Annotated in this window: 18 protein-coding genes; 6 read left to right on the forward strand and 12 right to left on the reverse strand. The window is 36.7% G+C overall.

The window, feature by feature from the left end:
* Positions 1–80 precede the first annotated feature (80 nt).
* The 4 genes from ASE55_RS00745 to ASE55_RS00760 all read right to left on the reverse strand — a co-directional run bounded on the left by ASE55_RS00745 (position 81) and on the right by ASE55_RS00760 (position 2,593).
* Positions 81–524 (reverse strand): hypothetical protein, encoded by a 444-nt coding sequence (locus ASE55_RS00745; protein ID WP_056214144.1) that lies wholly within the window; start codon positions 522–524, stop codon positions 81–83.
* Between the two features lie 173 nt (positions 525–697).
* A complete protein-coding gene (locus ASE55_RS00750; protein WP_056214147.1) occupies positions 698–1,018 on the reverse strand; it encodes a hypothetical protein in 321 nt (106 codons plus the stop codon).
* A 111-nt stretch (positions 1,019–1,129) separates the two neighbouring features.
* On the reverse strand, positions 1,130–1,618 hold the full coding sequence (locus tag ASE55_RS00755; RefSeq protein WP_056214150.1) for a YkgJ family cysteine cluster protein: 489 nt from the start codon (positions 1,616–1,618) through the stop codon (positions 1,130–1,132).
* A 15-nt stretch (positions 1,619–1,633) separates the two neighbouring features.
* Positions 1,634–2,593 carry an ion channel gene (locus tag ASE55_RS00760; protein WP_056214153.1) on the reverse strand — a complete coding sequence of 320 codons (960 nt, stop codon included), beginning with the start codon at positions 2,591–2,593 and terminating at the stop codon, positions 1,634–1,636.
* 294 nt (positions 2,594–2,887) lie between these two features.
* Between ASE55_RS00760 and ASE55_RS20575 the strand changes: the two genes are divergently transcribed.
* Both ASE55_RS20575 and ASE55_RS20580 read left to right on the forward strand, forming a co-directional pair.
* Entirely contained in the window at positions 2,888–3,031 is a 144-nt protein-coding gene (locus tag ASE55_RS20575) for a DUF1016 N-terminal domain-containing protein (protein ID WP_317041541.1), read from the forward strand.
* A 3-nt stretch (positions 3,032–3,034) separates the two neighbouring features.
* Positions 3,035–3,358 carry a PDDEXK nuclease domain-containing protein gene (locus tag ASE55_RS20580; RefSeq protein ID WP_238584962.1) on the forward strand — a complete coding sequence of 108 codons (324 nt, stop codon included), beginning with the start codon at positions 3,035–3,037 and terminating at the stop codon, positions 3,356–3,358.
* Here ASE55_RS20580 and ASE55_RS00770 read toward each other — a convergent pair.
* Complete coding sequence (locus ASE55_RS00770) at positions 3,337–3,729, reverse strand: winged helix-turn-helix transcriptional regulator (RefSeq protein ID WP_056214156.1); 393 nt, start codon at positions 3,727–3,729, stop codon at positions 3,337–3,339. The genes ASE55_RS20580 and ASE55_RS00770 overlap by 22 nt on opposite strands.
* 71 nt (positions 3,730–3,800) lie before the next feature.
* On the opposite strand from ASE55_RS00770, the gene ASE55_RS00775 reads away from it, so the two are divergent.
* A complete protein-coding gene (locus ASE55_RS00775) occupies positions 3,801–4,682 on the forward strand; it encodes an NmrA family NAD(P)-binding protein (protein ID WP_056214158.1) in 882 nt (293 codons plus the stop codon).
* A gap of 691 nt (positions 4,683–5,373) precedes the next feature.
* On the opposite strand, the gene ASE55_RS00780 is transcribed toward ASE55_RS00775, so the two are convergent.
* Both ASE55_RS00780 and ASE55_RS00785 read right to left on the reverse strand, forming a co-directional pair.
* Positions 5,374–6,273, reverse strand: coding sequence for a helix-turn-helix domain-containing protein (locus tag ASE55_RS00780; protein WP_056214160.1), 900 nt, complete (start codon positions 6,271–6,273; stop codon positions 5,374–5,376).
* A gap of 244 nt (positions 6,274–6,517) precedes the next feature.
* Entirely contained in the window at positions 6,518–7,336 is an 819-nt protein-coding gene (locus tag ASE55_RS00785; protein WP_056214163.1) for an SDR family oxidoreductase, read from the reverse strand.
* A gap of 390 nt (positions 7,337–7,726) precedes the next feature.
* Between ASE55_RS00785 and ASE55_RS20815 the strand changes: the two genes are divergently transcribed.
* The gene (locus tag ASE55_RS20815) at positions 7,727–7,840 is read left to right on the forward strand and encodes an SDR family oxidoreductase (RefSeq protein WP_128414470.1); all 114 of its coding nucleotides are present in this window, start codon (positions 7,727–7,729) and stop codon (positions 7,838–7,840) included.
* 356 nt (positions 7,841–8,196) lie between these two features.
* Here the strand turns inward: ASE55_RS20815 and ASE55_RS00790 are convergent, their stop codons facing one another.
* From ASE55_RS00790 to ASE55_RS00800, 3 genes are read right to left on the reverse strand one after another with little or no spacing between them, the layout of a single operon-like run.
* Complete coding sequence (locus ASE55_RS00790; protein WP_056214166.1) at positions 8,197–8,976, reverse strand: oxidoreductase; 780 nt, start codon at positions 8,974–8,976, stop codon at positions 8,197–8,199.
* A 44-nt stretch (positions 8,977–9,020) separates the two neighbouring features.
* On the reverse strand, positions 9,021–9,650 hold the full coding sequence (locus ASE55_RS00795) for an NAD(P)H-dependent oxidoreductase (protein ID WP_056214168.1): 630 nt from the start codon (positions 9,648–9,650) through the stop codon (positions 9,021–9,023).
* A gap of 54 nt (positions 9,651–9,704) precedes the next feature.
* Positions 9,705–10,280, reverse strand: coding sequence for a TetR/AcrR family transcriptional regulator (locus tag ASE55_RS00800; protein WP_056214171.1), 576 nt, complete (start codon positions 10,278–10,280; stop codon positions 9,705–9,707).
* Between the two features lie 828 nt (positions 10,281–11,108).
* On the opposite strand from ASE55_RS00800, the gene ASE55_RS00805 reads away from it, so the two are divergent.
* Together ASE55_RS00805 and ASE55_RS00810 are read left to right on the forward strand one after the other, a co-directional pair.
* Positions 11,109–11,813 carry a hypothetical protein gene (locus ASE55_RS00805; protein WP_056214174.1) on the forward strand — a complete coding sequence of 235 codons (705 nt, stop codon included), beginning with the start codon at positions 11,109–11,111 and terminating at the stop codon, positions 11,811–11,813.
* A gap of 275 nt (positions 11,814–12,088) precedes the next feature.
* Positions 12,089–12,469 carry a group III truncated hemoglobin gene (locus ASE55_RS00810; RefSeq protein ID WP_056214178.1) on the forward strand — a complete coding sequence of 127 codons (381 nt, stop codon included), beginning with the start codon at positions 12,089–12,091 and terminating at the stop codon, positions 12,467–12,469.
* Positions 12,470–12,501: 32 nt separating this feature from the next.
* Here the strand turns inward: ASE55_RS00810 and ASE55_RS00815 are convergent, their stop codons facing one another.
* Both ASE55_RS00815 and ASE55_RS00820 read right to left on the reverse strand, forming a co-directional pair.
* Entirely contained in the window at positions 12,502–13,572 is a 1,071-nt protein-coding gene (locus ASE55_RS00815) for a calcium:proton antiporter (RefSeq protein WP_056214180.1), read from the reverse strand.
* Between the two features lie 129 nt (positions 13,573–13,701).
* Entirely contained in the window at positions 13,702–14,040 is a 339-nt protein-coding gene (locus tag ASE55_RS00820) for a DUF6122 family protein (protein ID WP_185116265.1), read from the reverse strand.
* Position 14,041 lies beyond the last annotated feature (1 nt).

A 14,041-nucleotide genomic window follows, 5' to 3' on the forward strand; every position in this document is an offset into this window, starting at 1 on the left:
ATTCAACGCTTTTTTTATTGGCAGTAAATTTGAAAATAAAAAATCCTGAAATTAATTTCAGGATTGGTATCATTTATATTCTATCTTGTTTTTTTCTTCGTTTTTCTGGTGTCTCTGTCCGTCGAACGTGTCGTGTCATTTTTCGATCTGTCCCAATCGCTGCTCTGGTTCATTGTTCCTGTTGTACCGTTAGTTGATCCGTTATTCAGGGTACCAGTATCTCCACTGTTCAATGTTCCGTTGTTCATGGTTCCGGTAGTCCCGTTGGTTCTGGTACCATTATTCAGCGTCCCATTGTTCATTGTTCCTGTAGTCCCATTGGTTCCGTTAGTTCCATTATTCATCGTCCCGTTGGTTCCATTGTTGAGGTTACCATTATTCAGCGTTCCGTTGCTGTTTCTGGTCCCCTGGTTTGAACTGTTGGTTGTTGAACCTGAAGTTGACGTATCGGTTCTCGTCGTCTGTGCAGTGGCTGTAATCATACCGCCTAATACAAATGCTGCTGTTAAAATTAAATTTTTCATAATACTGATATTTTGGTGTATTATGTTAAATACAATTATCGTACAAAGTGGTATGCCTAAAAATTCTTTTTAACGTGATTTATAAATTTTTAAGAAAATTTACATTATAAGTTACCACAAAAAATCCTGAAATAAGATATTTCAGGACTTCATTCTACTTTGAATATTTATAACTACTTCGATTTCTTACTCTTAGATTTACTTTTTACAGTCTTGTCTTTAGGTTTTGTAGCGTCTGCATTCTGATCCGGTGATGCCGTTACTGCAGTATCATCTACAGCGGTGGTCAATTTGGAGGTATCCGCTACCGTAGCTGCCGATGCTTCCTTTCCCGGAACTTCTGTTGCGGTCGTAACCCCGGAACCGGAGTTGGCCTGGGTGTTCTGTTTTGCCGGCGCAGCCTGGCTGCTCGTACTTTGCGGTGTTGTTGTCTGGGCTGATGCTGCACCTAATCCGATTAGGGTAAATGCTGCGGTTAAAACTAATTTTTTCATATTATTTTTAAATGGTTTGTTTACATGAAACGATGGGAATTCGCTCAATCGTATAACAGGATTCTTTATTTAACGTAGTTTATTATTCTTTAAGATTAATTGGCAGTGCGGTTATTTTTCTGAATTTTTTATCATCCGTTCTACAAATTCATACGCTGCAGGGCATATAACGGTGTTTTTGATCATCAGGTCATTGATCTGATAAATCTTTTTCCGGTCGGTATGAGGGTACTCCCTGCATGCTTTCGGGCGCACATCATAAATTGAACAGGTATTGTCTTCATTTAAAAAAAAGCAGGGAAGGTTCTGTAAAACTTTATCATTATCTTCATCCGTCCTCAGGAACTTCGACTCAAAATCAGCAGGTTTCATCCGGAGATGCCTGGCAATCCTTTCAATGTCTTTTTCCGTATACAGGGGCCCTGTGGTTCTGCAGCAGTTGGCGCACTGAAGGCAGTCCACCTTTTCAAAGACTTCATCATGCGTTTCCTGAACAATATAATCGAGGTTCTTAGGCGGCTTCTTTTTCAGCCCGTCCAGAAATTTTTTATGTTCTTTCTGCTTCTGTAAAGCCTGTTTTCTGTAAAGTTCTACATTCATTATCATTATTCTTTCTTACTTCAGCGCAGGAAGATCTGCTTTCTGATAGTGGTTGATTTTATCCAGATCAAGAACTGTGGAGAGGTTACGGCTGTCAGGATAATACATCGGGACAAATTTAGCACCGTAGATAATTTCGCCGGAAATATAGGAAGACCTCTGGACTACTGTGTTTGAAAAAACTTCATCAAAAGCGCGCACATGGATGATAATCTCAATATCCGTATTTCTGAAATCTTCTTCACCAAAACCGTAAAACGGTGAATCTTCATCTATAATATGCACAACCGTCCAGTTAAGTGCCAGACTGTTAATCTTGCTCAGTTGGGTTTTCAAGGTGTAAAAATGACTTTTCGGAATGTCTTTTTCCATTACTTCTATAGCCGCAGAGACAATTACCTCGGCATCTGTTAATGCATTGTTTTTATAAGGTGCAAGCCTGAACATTAAGGCCGCCTGTTCCTTAAAAGGAGCCACCAGTGCAATATCCGAAAATTTCAGGTAGGCTCTCGGCCTGGAAAACCTTCCGTAGAAAAGTCCGGTTGCAATGGCAAAGGTAAGCAATCCCAGGAAAGCCTCAAACGTAGCCACCATACTTGCCATGAAGCCTACCGGGGCAATCCTGCCGTAGCCAACCGTGGTAAAAGTCTGGGAACTGAAAAAAAATACATCAATAAACTCATTCATCGGATCGCTTTTGTCAATCCCGGTCAGGTGTTCCACACCGATGAGATAATAGATCAGGGCAAAGAAAATATTAACAAGAATGTAGGCAATAACCAGATAGGATAGAAACCTGAACGTCGAAAGTTCAAGCATCGTGTGGTACCAGCTGAACCGTGTAAGAACGTTAACCCCTTTCCGGTTAACATTCGGGAGTCCGTTTTTATTAATAAACCGTCCCGGAGCATGCTCGCCGAAACCACTGTTTTCCGTATTTTTCTGGTTGATTTTTTCCCTGAATCCTTTTGCCATTTATCTCATTTGTTTTATCTGTTTTGTCTTGAGCTTATCGCAAGCTGTTTAATTTTCAGCATACAGAACCGGATCAATTTTATTTCCGTGCTCCGCTTTTAATTTTGTGCAAAGATAAAATATTGTTTTCATGAAATTTATCAAAAGCTTTTGATAAAGTCTGTGAACATTTGTAGACTAAATACGAGCGCAAATCAAAATAATAGAATCTAATTATTAAGTCAGTTTTACCGCACATTTCCAAATGCGAATACACTGTATTCGCATTTGAGCTGGAGCTAGTATAAAATTCTTATAAGACTGGACAATCAGGATAAAATAGAGTTCTATATTGCAGAAACAATAAAGAATAATTGGACAGTCCGTCAATTGGAAAGACAAATTTATAGTAGTTTATACGAGCGACTTTTAATAGGTAATAATAAAGAAGGTGTATAAGCAGTGGCAAGAAATGAGAAGCAGCCCTCTGAGGCTAAAGAAATCATCAAAGATCCTATGATTTTGGAATTTCTAGGATTAAAGAGGGAGAATTCTTATTATGAAAAAGATTTGGAAAGTGCTATCATTACACATTTACAAGATTTTGTTGGAGTTAGGAAATGGCTTTTCATTCGTAGCAAGACAAAAAAGATACATCTTGCAGGAGATGAATTTTTTGTAGATCTGGTGTTCTCCTTTGGCATGATTGCAATAAAATTAATTATCCTGCCAGAAATCTACAGACTTCCTATTGTAAAAGAAAATCAATCAACCTTATCCGGATAAAGTGATTTTATCACTTGCTGGCGGTTAGACAACCCAAAATCAATCAGTGTGTTCAACACTGTCCAGATTTCCTGAGCGTGCTCGGTTAAGGCATAATAGGTGATATCTTGAGTGGGCGTGTACTCAATATTCTTTTGTATTAATCGATGCACCTCCAGTAAAGAAAGTTCAGAACTTAAAACTTTAGGCGATATTCCTTTCAAAACTTCAAAAAAATCTTTAAATCTCAGTTTTTCGTGATAGTGTAATTCCAGTAAAATAGAAAAACGCCATTTTACGCTAAAAAGATCCAAAGTGTCACGTAAAGCTATAAATCTTTGTTTAAGTATCTGTTCATTTTCTATACAGGGTTTTATCTTCTTTTCCATCATACTTTCCTAAAGGTTATCAAATACAAATATACTAAACGGAGAAAGTAAATTTGCTCAAAAGAATTTTATAAATGAAAAAAATATTGGTAGCTGGAGCTACAGGAAAACAAGGCAGCGCCACAGTGTATGAATTATTACAAAACGGTTTTGAAGTATTTGCACTTACCAGAAATCCGCTGTCTCCGGAAGCAGAGCAATTGAAAGAGGCCGGAGCTCAATTAGTAAAAGGGGATTTGGAAGAGGTAGAGATTTTAAGAGAAACATTAAGCAAAGTGGATGGTCTATATTTGGTTTTACCTGGTGTATGGGTCTCTAATGTAGAAACAGATGAAGCTGAAGCTGCATTGGGAATCCAGACTTTGAAATTGGCTGAAGAACAGAATATTCAATTTGTGTTGTATTCTTTAGTCATGGCTTCTGACAAGCAGGATTCGTTTCGTCCGAAATTTAAATTTACCATAGAAAAATATCTACTTGAAAGCCAATTGAAAGGTGCCGTGATAAGGCCTGCTTCTTTTATGGAAAATCTTATTTTACCAAGTTTTGGATTAGGGGAAGGAAAGTTTATCAATCCGTTACCGGAGAAAACTGCTATATCGTGGGTGGCTACAAAAGATATTGGAACTTTTGCCCGTATTATATTTCAGAATTACACAGATTTTAATGGAAAAATAATTGATTTTGGGGGAGAACTGCTTACTCCGAAACAAGTTTTGAAGTTACTGGAGGACAAATTGAATCAAAAAATTGAATTTATTCAGGTTCCTGTCGAAATGCTGTATCAGCAGAGTGAAACGTTTGCAAAATTAGTAGAGATGATTGCCCAAGAAGGTTATGACCCAGTCAATTACGAATTAATCGCATCATGGATGCCGAAATTGACAAGTTTTGATGAATGGCTGGATTCTGAGGGCATAGATAAAATCAAGGAACTACAATCCGCAGCTAATTAAATCCGGCGGAATTTAATTTTTAAAATAGAATCCTCATCATGTAAAATTAATAACGCATGTCTACTATTGGCCGGATGTGCGTTATTAATGAAGCGATCAGTTATGCACCACCCTAACGATCATAATAAATTTATCATAGTAACATAAATAACTGTACGAAAGTTATATAAATCAGATTGACGCAATGCGTAAATTTGAAAGTTATGTGCAACCTATGCAAATCAAACGCTTAATTATAGCTAGTTCATCAAGAAGCCTTTCCAAAAAAAGCCTGTTTAGAATTAGGTCATATACTTTGGCTGACAAGTTTTATAAAACTAACAATGGGGACATGATTACAAATAAATTATATAGCAGTACATTACACAAACTGTGTAAAAAACCAAACATTGTAAGTGTTTTTTAAAATAATATTATCCTGATACATTGTTCTGTTTTTTACTACGCCAAATACAATCTTGAGCAACTTTTTGCACAGCACAGTAATTCCTTCTACCTAATAGGCTTGACATACCGGTATAATTATGGATTTATTAAATAATTTGAAAAAAATTTGAAAAACTTGGTTTTGAAAATGCACAAATAAAATTAACCAGTCCATTGGCAGTATGTTTAACAATTACTGTATATGAAGAATTAGTAAATAGCGATGCCTGATCTGATAGGAGTTATAGTTTAATATCTAGCCTAGTCAGTTTAAATGTCGATATTCGCTCGGGGAGTAGCCTGTTTTACTTTTAAATAATCTTGAAAAATGAGAGGGGTGCTCGTATCCCAGTTTGTACGCAATTTCGCTAACAGACTGATTCGAACCCCATAGTAGTGACTTTGCTATATCAAGAACCTGCAAATGGATATGCTCAAGAGCCGTCTTTCCAGTGAATCGGTGTAGAAGATCGGATAGGTAATTTGGAGACAGATTCATTTCTGAAGCTAGATAGGTGACGGACGGTGGCCCTGAACTGATTAATGTTTCTTCCAGAAAATAAGCGCCCAATAATTTTTCAAACTTTTGTATTGCATCATTGTATACCTTTTCGCGTGTGTAAAACTGCTTGTCGTAGAACCTAGTGCAATAGCTGAGTAATAATTCCAAATTATTCTGGATCAACCTGTTGGTATGTTTGTCAACATTCTTTAAATATTCCGATCGGATATTTTTTACGCAAAGTACAACCGTGGCTTGCTCTTCATCTGATAGGTGCAGTGCCTCATTGATCTCATAATGAAAAAAGCTGTAATCCCTTATCTGGGATCCCAAGGTACCGGTGTTAACAAGGTCTGGATGAAAAAATAAAGCCCAGCCCTTTTCCTTTGAAAGGTCATTGCTTGATGACATGACCTGACCGGGCGCGGCAAACATTAATGATCCTTCGCTAAAATCATAATGGGACTGGCCGTATTTGAAAGCGCCGCTTGATTTTTTGCAAAATATGGTATAAAGCCCCAAGCGATAGCCTACCGCCTTATGCCTATCGATCCTGCTGGTCTCCTCATCAATAACTGTAATTAAGGGGTGCTTCGCTTTGCCAGCCCCATACAGTTCATGAAGCTGGCTAATCGAATTTATGTCTACAATAGTTTCGTGCATAATCTAAATTAGTTAAATAATTCGAGTTGCCAGGTAATGCATCTGCTTAATTGTAGTCCAAAAACCTAACCGGGCCGTCTTATCAGATCGTTATTAGCGGACTGCGTATACAGCTCTTGAAAATTGCTTTCAGATATCGCTAATTTTAACGGATGCTCCCTGTCTGGTAATGGCCGCTTGAGTTAGCAGATGGGCCAGCACTTGGATTATCATTGAACTTGTGCTAACTTAAATTTCCCCTATATTACCTCGTAAAAATATCGTGCATAAAAGCTGTAAACTCCTGTTCGCTTAACTGATGTTTCTTTTCGATGTAAAATTGGCCATCGGCACCTACGGAATAGCGCAGGCGACTTTGCCCATCGGTAGCGGCTTCATAGATAGTGCTGGCAATGTCTTCTGCAGTTGCTTTAGCTAAATTCGCTGTCGCAGCTCCTAAGCGTAACGGAAAGGTTGATAAAAGCTCATCATAAGCAGATATTTCATTCTTAACCATCGCCATAGATTTGCTGAAGTTTGTAGATCGCACGCTGCCGGGCTCGATGATTTTAACAAAAATATTTAATGGATCAAGTTCGTAGTAGAGTGACTCTGAAATTCCCTCGACAGCAAATTTGCTGCTGTTGTAGAGTGATCCTATCGGCATTCCAACTTGGCCGCCGAATGAAGCTACGTTGATAATGGTGCCACTGCCCTGTTTACGCATGTAAGGCAATGTGCTGCGCGTTACGTCAGCCATTCCAAATACATTTATAGCGTACTGTTTTTGCCAGTCTTCATGAGTAAACGATTCAAAAATACCGATGATGCCGTAACCAGCATTATTGACAAGAACATCAATGCTGCCGAATTGCTGATTTGCTTTTTCAAGGGCTTCGGTAATGGATTCCTGATCTTCGACATCTAGGCGGGTAACGAGCACGTTGGGCAGCTGGTTCAATTCCTGTTCTTTTTCAGGCGAGCGCATGGTAGCAACCACATTCCAACCTTCTTTCTGAAATAATTTAGCAGTCTGGTGTCCAAAGCCAGAGGAAGCTCCCGTAATTAAAACTGTTTTTTTCATTGTTAGATAAATTTATTTTTTAAGTATCTTTATTTAAACAAATATCTCGAAAATCATGACGACTGCACGTAACACAATCTACGCAATTCTTACCACTTTCACGGTTTTTGACTAATGATTACCTATCTTATCTCGACAAGAGGTTTACTATCAAATCTCAGATTTATATATACATCTCTAAATTTCAGAATCACTATAATGCTTACCTTGCTTATACAGAAATTACTGTCTGCAGTCTAACAAAGTACTAAAGGTTATCTAGGGCTTGGGATTATGCCGTAAACAGCTGAATGACATAATAGGAATAGCGGCAATGGGAAGACAACAGAAAATACAATGATCTATTCCGACAGAAGATATATGGTTTGGAATTGGCAAAATAAATAATTAATAGATTATTTTGCGAGTTTTACCGTATTGAAGAGATTGGGAAAACCTTATGAAATTGCCCAAATCGTTTTATTTCTTGCTTCCAATGCAACAAGTTTCATTAGCGGAACCTAAACTATCTCTGACGGTGGTTGTTTAAAGTATGCAACTAAATACATTTTATAATAATTCAAAAAAAGGAGCGACGATTGTAGCTCCTTTTTTAGTTTAAAAAAAATTCTTGCAGATGGGTTTATTGTCATTATTATTCTGTTCGAAATATCTTTTTTAAAGCATCATGGAAGCAAATTCATAACAAAAATGTTGGGAATTTTTTCTTTTTTTTATACTATGATATATCGTTGATAATTTTATTTAAGAGATTCATTTTTACATCTGATACCTTTTTAGTGTAATAAAGTAACCTATATTAAAAAGAAAAAAACAAGTATATATATTAGTTTAAAGCTGTTTCTAACTTCAACTTATAACTACTGTACAACTGGAAAAAGTCCACCATCAACATAATAATTAGAACCTGTCACATAACTCGCAGCGTCTGATACAAGAAAAGAAACTACATTTGCTACTTCTTTAGTTGTGGCCATTCTTCCTATTGGTATACCACCTGCTGACTCGATAAATTCCTGTGTTGATTGCTCTACTGAAACTTTGTTATCTGCAGCTTTTTTTTCAATAAACAGTTCTGTCATTTCTGTGTTGATTATTCCCGGAGATACCAGATTTACACGAATACCATTCTGCCCTAGTTCATTTGCCAGACCTTTACTGTATGTGTTTAATGCAGATTTTACAGTAGCATACGTCAGGTTGAATTGATAAAATGGTTTATAAGCAGATACCGTTGTAACGTGAATTACCACACCACTCCTCTGTGCAACCATACTTGGAACAAAAGCTCGGTATACACGAATGCTTGATAATAAATTAAAATTAAATTCAGCTATCCATTGCTCATCCGTTGGAATTTGGTAACCTCCTCCAGGTCCAGTTAGACCTCCCGCATTGTTGATCAGTATATCAATTTTACCATATTTACTTAGTATCTTTTCTGCTAAAGCATTGACTGAATCTGCATTGGTGACATCGCTTGCCATGAATTCCTGTTTCGGTAATTTGTCAGGTTCATTTCTGGCAGACACTATAACGATAGCTCCCTGCTCAGTAAGCTGATCTGCGATAGCTTTACCAATACCTTTTGTTCCGCCGGTAACGAGTGCAATTTTACCAAGCAATGTTTGATTTGACATATAATTACGATTTTAAAATGATTGTTTCAGAATATATAAAAAAATTAGTTTATACTGGTTGAGAATTTGTCAATGGGCAGACGAACTTTTTTCAATTCAATGTTCCAATCATTCTCTACATCTCTGTAGCCCAATCCTAATAATAATACACTATTTAAACTTATTTCGTTTAGGCCAAGTGCCTTATCTACGATTTCGGGATCAAAACCTTCCATTGGAGTAGCATCAACTTTTAACTCTGCTGCAGCAATCAGTGCAGTCCCGAGACCTATATAAGCTTGTTTTGATGCCCACACAGCACTTTCCTCTTGACTTTTATTGAGATGATAGAATTCCAATGCTGTTCTGTAGTCTTCCAATTCGGAAAGCGGAATATCCCTTACCTTGGCATTCAGATTCATAAATTCACTAATATATTCTTTAGTCATTTTGTGATATGACGCAAAAACGATAAGATGAGAAGCATCTTCTATTTGGGCATTAAATGAATCTCCTTTTAATTTTTGTTGGAGTTCCTTATTTTGAATAACAAATATTCTGTAAGGTTGTAGTCCACCTGAAGAAGCTGATAGATTGATAGCCTCCACAATTTTATCTATCTTTTCCTTACTTACTTTCTGGTTACTGAACTTTTTAACGGTATAACGCCAGTTCAAATTTTCTAATAATTTCATAATTGTAACTTTAATATATGTATTTTAAAACGATTGTTTCAGATTTAAAAAAAATTAAAACAGTGTTTTGATTAAAAAATCACCCATTTTTAGAATTTGATCTTTGTTTTTGTTTAAGATATACATTTCATACCAGCCCGTAAAACTGTTGACGATGTAATGCGCGGTAGATTCTGTATCAAACATATAGTTCAGTTCACCAGCAATTACAGCTTTTTCCAACAATCCTTTTACTTGCATATAAGAAAAGTGAGCATCTCTTTTTAAAATGGAATGAATCTGCGGATCATTTTCTGCCATCTCAAAAGAAGTCTTAATAGCCATACAGGCTGCAGGTGTCTTTTCGATGCTTTCAATCACTACCTTAATTAAATATTTTAATTGGTCTAATGGAGATGATTGCCCTTGTGTCAATTGCAGAAATTTTTGCCTCCGTTGTTCTGTATAAGTATCCAAGCACTTGATGAATAATGTGCGTTTATCTCCAATGGTATTGTATAAACTACTGCTGTTAATCTTCATAGCATCCGTTAAATCTCGCATCGAAGTGGCAGTATAGCCATTCTTCCAGAAAACTTCCATTGCTTTCTCGACAGCCCGCTCTTCGTTAAATTCTAAATTTCTTGCCATAACTACTACAAAGGTAAGCTAAATTCTGAAATGATTGTTTTAGAATGTGGATCTTTTTTGGATATTTAATAATGTACTAATTTTTTGGAGAGAATCTTTGCGATCATTTGGGTTGACATAGTTTCTAATAACATCAACAATATCCAAAAAAAGCGATTGGAGTTGTGTTTCGTAATACTATATTTTAATCTTTAATAATCTTTTTCCGATATTCTGTTCCCCAATCTGATAAACTCCAAATTATTGATATTAATTTTTGCCGTAAGTAGTAAGTTAGTACAAAACACTTACAGGATGGGTATTGAGAACAGTTCTTTAAGCGAGCTTATTAATCTCTAATTCTTTCATTTTTTACTTAGCATCTTATTGGGCATTTCGCGAACACCATTCAGCAAATCGGTGAAGTTGTTTTCAACTTCCAACTTGATGTAGATATTTAGAAGGAAAGTATAAAAACCAATTACTGCACATTTGATGAATTACGGCACGCAACAAATTGTAAAGTAAATATTATATATACTTTCATAATAACGACTTCTTTAAAATTGGCATTGTAATTACTAATAACGAAGTTTATCATCAGGACACAAGCTTTTACATAAAAGAAAAAAGATGCCAATGTCGTTTGGTAAGTTGGGGAAAGCAAACCTCCGCTAACAGCGGTTTCACGCAATGGCTGGTTTATATTTTCTTAGTCGAAAATTACTCAGGCGGAAATTTTCATATCTTTACAACAAAGCGAAAAGTTCTCGCCACTGCGCGAAGCCGCGGAATTTATAAGTACTATTTAAATCTCATAAAACGATCATCTGTAATTAAGTAAGCAAAATGAGAAATAATCTATTAATATTAATTTTAACTGCAACAACAGGCGTTTTTTCGTGTAAACAGTCTACTAAATCAAAGAAGGATCAAGTAAGAATAGAAACTTCGGATTCTTTAAAAAATATTCGGAATGAAGAGACATTTGATAATAAAGACATTTACAGCAAATTTGAATATTTTGATTTAAAAAAGAAAAAAATAATCATACAAAACGGCTTTCCAAAAGGTGGTATGAAATACGCTGACGCAAAAGGTAATGAATATAACTATGTTGTATTTTGGACACAAATAATCAACGAAACAGATGATTCAATTGAATTGAATTTGAAAATTCCGTCTGATATATTTGAAGTTCCATCCTTGCCAGGCCAATATTATGAAGTGTTAACGCCTACGGATACCATGACACTTAAAAAATTTCCTATGTTTTTATATGGTCTGAAAAATCTTAAATCTTTTTTAGATAGCAGCATTCATAAATCATCATCGTTAAAAAGAACGATCAAGGCAAAAGAATCGGATGCCTTTTATTTTGTAATACTTTGTTTGACTGAAGGAGCTCACGGAACTATGCGAACAGGTCTAAGTCTAAAAGGAGAAAATTTCTTTTATAAAATAAAAATTGATGGTTCAAACAGTAATAATAAGTCGATTGAAAAAGAAATTAATGTTGGAAACATTAATTTAAAAACTCTGAGATTAAAATAATATATAAATAATAGGTTTACAACACTGTCTTGTCAAATTTGTGCTTCGCTTGCCCAATCTTTAATCTTCAAAACATTAATAAGAGGTATGAATAAGTCTCAAAAAACGATTGTTTTTTCTACCATCATTGAGATCTTTCAATAAAATTATAGAATAGTGATACTTATCAATCAATCCTTTAAAAACATCCTTATACTTAATTTATTTAAATATGCCTTTACCTAAAAGACTTCTAAAACATCAGGCTTTAATTAATTTTCCTGTAAATTTGAGTTATGAAAAAGTTGGAATCACGCGAAGATATTGAGCATCTTATCAATTCATTTTATGCTAAAGTGGTTAAGGATGAAGTGATTGGGTTTTTCTTTAATGATGTAGCCAAAGTTGATTGGGATAAACACCTGCCGAAAATGTATGCCTTCTGGGAGTCCGTGCTCTTCGGGCAGATGACGTATAAAGGAAACCCGATGGGTGCCCATTTTCCCATCAATGAAATTCAGGCGATAGAGCAGAAGCACTTCGACCGCTGGCTGCACCTCTGGACAACCACGATTGAAGAAAACTTTAAAGGGGAAAATGCAGACACCGCCATTTACAAAGCTGAGAATATTGCCAGACTGATGGCATTTAAAATGGATCTGGCAAGAAGGCTGTAAAATTCACTTATATTTATTTTAAAACCAGGGCTTTAAGGAACAATGACTGTAAAAATATAGGCAGCCAGGTTAACCAGCAATACTGTGCCGTACAGGATATTGGTTTTCCCGCGGCTCAGAGAAAGCATCACAATAAATACCGACAGGGAAAGAAGGATAATGTCTTTTTTATCCAGACCCAGTACTAGTGGAATATCATACATGATACAGACTAAGGAAACAGCGGGAATTGTCAGTCCGATACTTGCCAGGGCAGAGCCTAGCGCCAGATTTAAACTGGATTGGATCTGATTGCTCCGTGCCGCCCTGATGGCAGCCAGGCCTTCCGGAAGCAGGACAACCGCTGCGATAATTACACCAACCAAAGATTTCGGTGCCCCGAAACTCTGTACCATATCCTCAATGGTTGAAGAAAGTCCTTTTGAAATCATGACAACAATCGCCAGGCAGATCACCAGGAAAATGAAGCTGATGACGGTTTTTTTCATGGAAGGGATATAAAGCTCTTCAGGATGCTCATCGGGAGGGATAAAGTAATTTCTGTGTCTGATGGTCTGAACCATCAGGAAAACCCCATAGATCACAAGGCAGGCAATAGAAACAAAGATAAGCTGTGCTTTATTGTAGAAAGGTCCGTTAACACTTGAGGTGAAATTCGGGAGTACCAGTGTTAAAATAAGGATGGAAACAATGCTTACCAGATAGGTTGTGGCAGAAGTCCTGGCAAAAAACTGTTCATAATATTTTACGCCTCCTACCAAGATACAGATCCCGATGATCCCGTTCAGGATAAGCATTACTGCGGCAAACACCGTATCTCTTGCCAGTGTTATGGCCTGTTCCCCGCCGGCGACCATGAGCGAAATAATCAGGGCTACTTCCAGGATTGTGATACATAAGGCTAAGATAATTGTTCCGAAGGGTTCACCTACCTTATGCGCCACCACTTCTGCATGATGAACCGCCGAGATTACACTTCCGGTCAAAAGAATTCCGGCAATTACATCAAAAATAATACCCGTACCCATCAGTCCGGAAAAATAATAACCTACTGCCAGAAGAGGGAAAATGTACGTATAATGTAAAAAGTCATTTATTCTCATAGTGTCTACAAAATACAAAAAATCTATGATGTTTGGAATATCAAAAGAAATTATTAATAATATGCTGATCTGAATTCTGTTCCAATTTCTGAATAAAGATCTTATGAGCTTAAGTCCGGTTTTATCCGGTTAATGGTTCCAGAGATAAAAATCCTGGAGGTCCGTCAGCATATGCAACAGCAGTCCGATAGCGATGATCCTGACATTTCCTTTAAAAAAAAGCATCAAAAAATACACCGCAATGGCATAATAAGAATGTAAAAAGTGAAATCCCACACTGGCCCGGTCCGGATCGAAAATAGGGTCTGCAAACAGATGGTCCAGGTCTACCAGCATGGTGGCAAGTAAAATCAGGTATGCTTTTTTCCAGTTGTTACGATAAAAAACCAGCGCAATAAAAACCGGAAATACAAAATGTAAAAAATAGTGTATGAAGGTTTTCAGCAATCCGGTGTCTAAAAATTCCATT

Source organism: Chryseobacterium sp. Leaf201, from assembly GCF_001421435.1.
Taxonomy (GTDB): domain Bacteria; phylum Bacteroidota; class Bacteroidia; order Flavobacteriales; family Weeksellaceae; genus Chryseobacterium.

Bases quoted from the DNA above. Each gene is read 5' to 3' on its own strand.
- ASE55_RS00745 (WP_056214144.1), bottom strand. From the start codon at position 524: ATGAAAAATTTAATTTTAACAGCAGCATTTGTATTAGGCGGTATGATT.
- ASE55_RS00750 (WP_056214147.1), bottom strand. From the start codon at position 1,018: ATGAAAAAATTAGTTTTAACCGCAGCATTTACCCTAATCGGATTAGGT.
- ASE55_RS00755 (WP_056214150.1), bottom strand. From the start codon at position 1,618: ATGAATGTAGAACTTTACAGAAAACAGGCTTTACAGAAGCAGAAAGAA.
- ASE55_RS00760 (WP_056214153.1), bottom strand. From the start codon at position 2,593: ATGGCAAAAGGATTCAGGGAAAAAATCAACCAGAAAAATACGGAAAAC.
- ASE55_RS00770 (WP_056214156.1), bottom strand. From the start codon at position 3,729: ATGATGGAAAAGAAGATAAAACCCTGTATAGAAAATGAACAGATACTT.
- ASE55_RS00775 (WP_056214158.1), top strand. From the start codon at position 3,801: ATGAAAAAAATATTGGTAGCTGGAGCTACAGGAAAACAAGGCAGCGCC.
- ASE55_RS00780 (WP_056214160.1), bottom strand. From the start codon at position 6,273: ATGCACGAAACTATTGTAGACATAAATTCGATTAGCCAGCTTCATGAA.
- ASE55_RS00785 (WP_056214163.1), bottom strand. From the start codon at position 7,336: ATGAAAAAAACAGTTTTAATTACGGGAGCTTCCTCTGGCTTTGGACAC.
- ASE55_RS00790 (WP_056214166.1), bottom strand. From the start codon at position 8,976: ATGTCAAATCAAACATTGCTTGGTAAAATTGCACTCGTTACCGGCGGA.
- ASE55_RS00795 (WP_056214168.1), bottom strand. From the start codon at position 9,650: ATGAAATTATTAGAAAATTTGAACTGGCGTTATACCGTTAAAAAGTTC.
- ASE55_RS00800 (WP_056214171.1), bottom strand. From the start codon at position 10,280: ATGGCAAGAAATTTAGAATTTAACGAAGAGCGGGCTGTCGAGAAAGCA.
- ASE55_RS00805 (WP_056214174.1), top strand. From the start codon at position 11,109: ATGAGAAATAATCTATTAATATTAATTTTAACTGCAACAACAGGCGTT.
- ASE55_RS00810 (WP_056214178.1), top strand. From the start codon at position 12,089: ATGAAAAAGTTGGAATCACGCGAAGATATTGAGCATCTTATCAATTCA.
- ASE55_RS00815 (WP_056214180.1), bottom strand. From the start codon at position 13,572: ATGAGAATAAATGACTTTTTACATTATACGTACATTTTCCCTCTTCTG.
- ASE55_RS00820 (WP_185116265.1), bottom strand. From the start codon at position 14,040: ATGGAATTTTTAGACACCGGATTGCTGAAAACCTTCATACACTATTTT.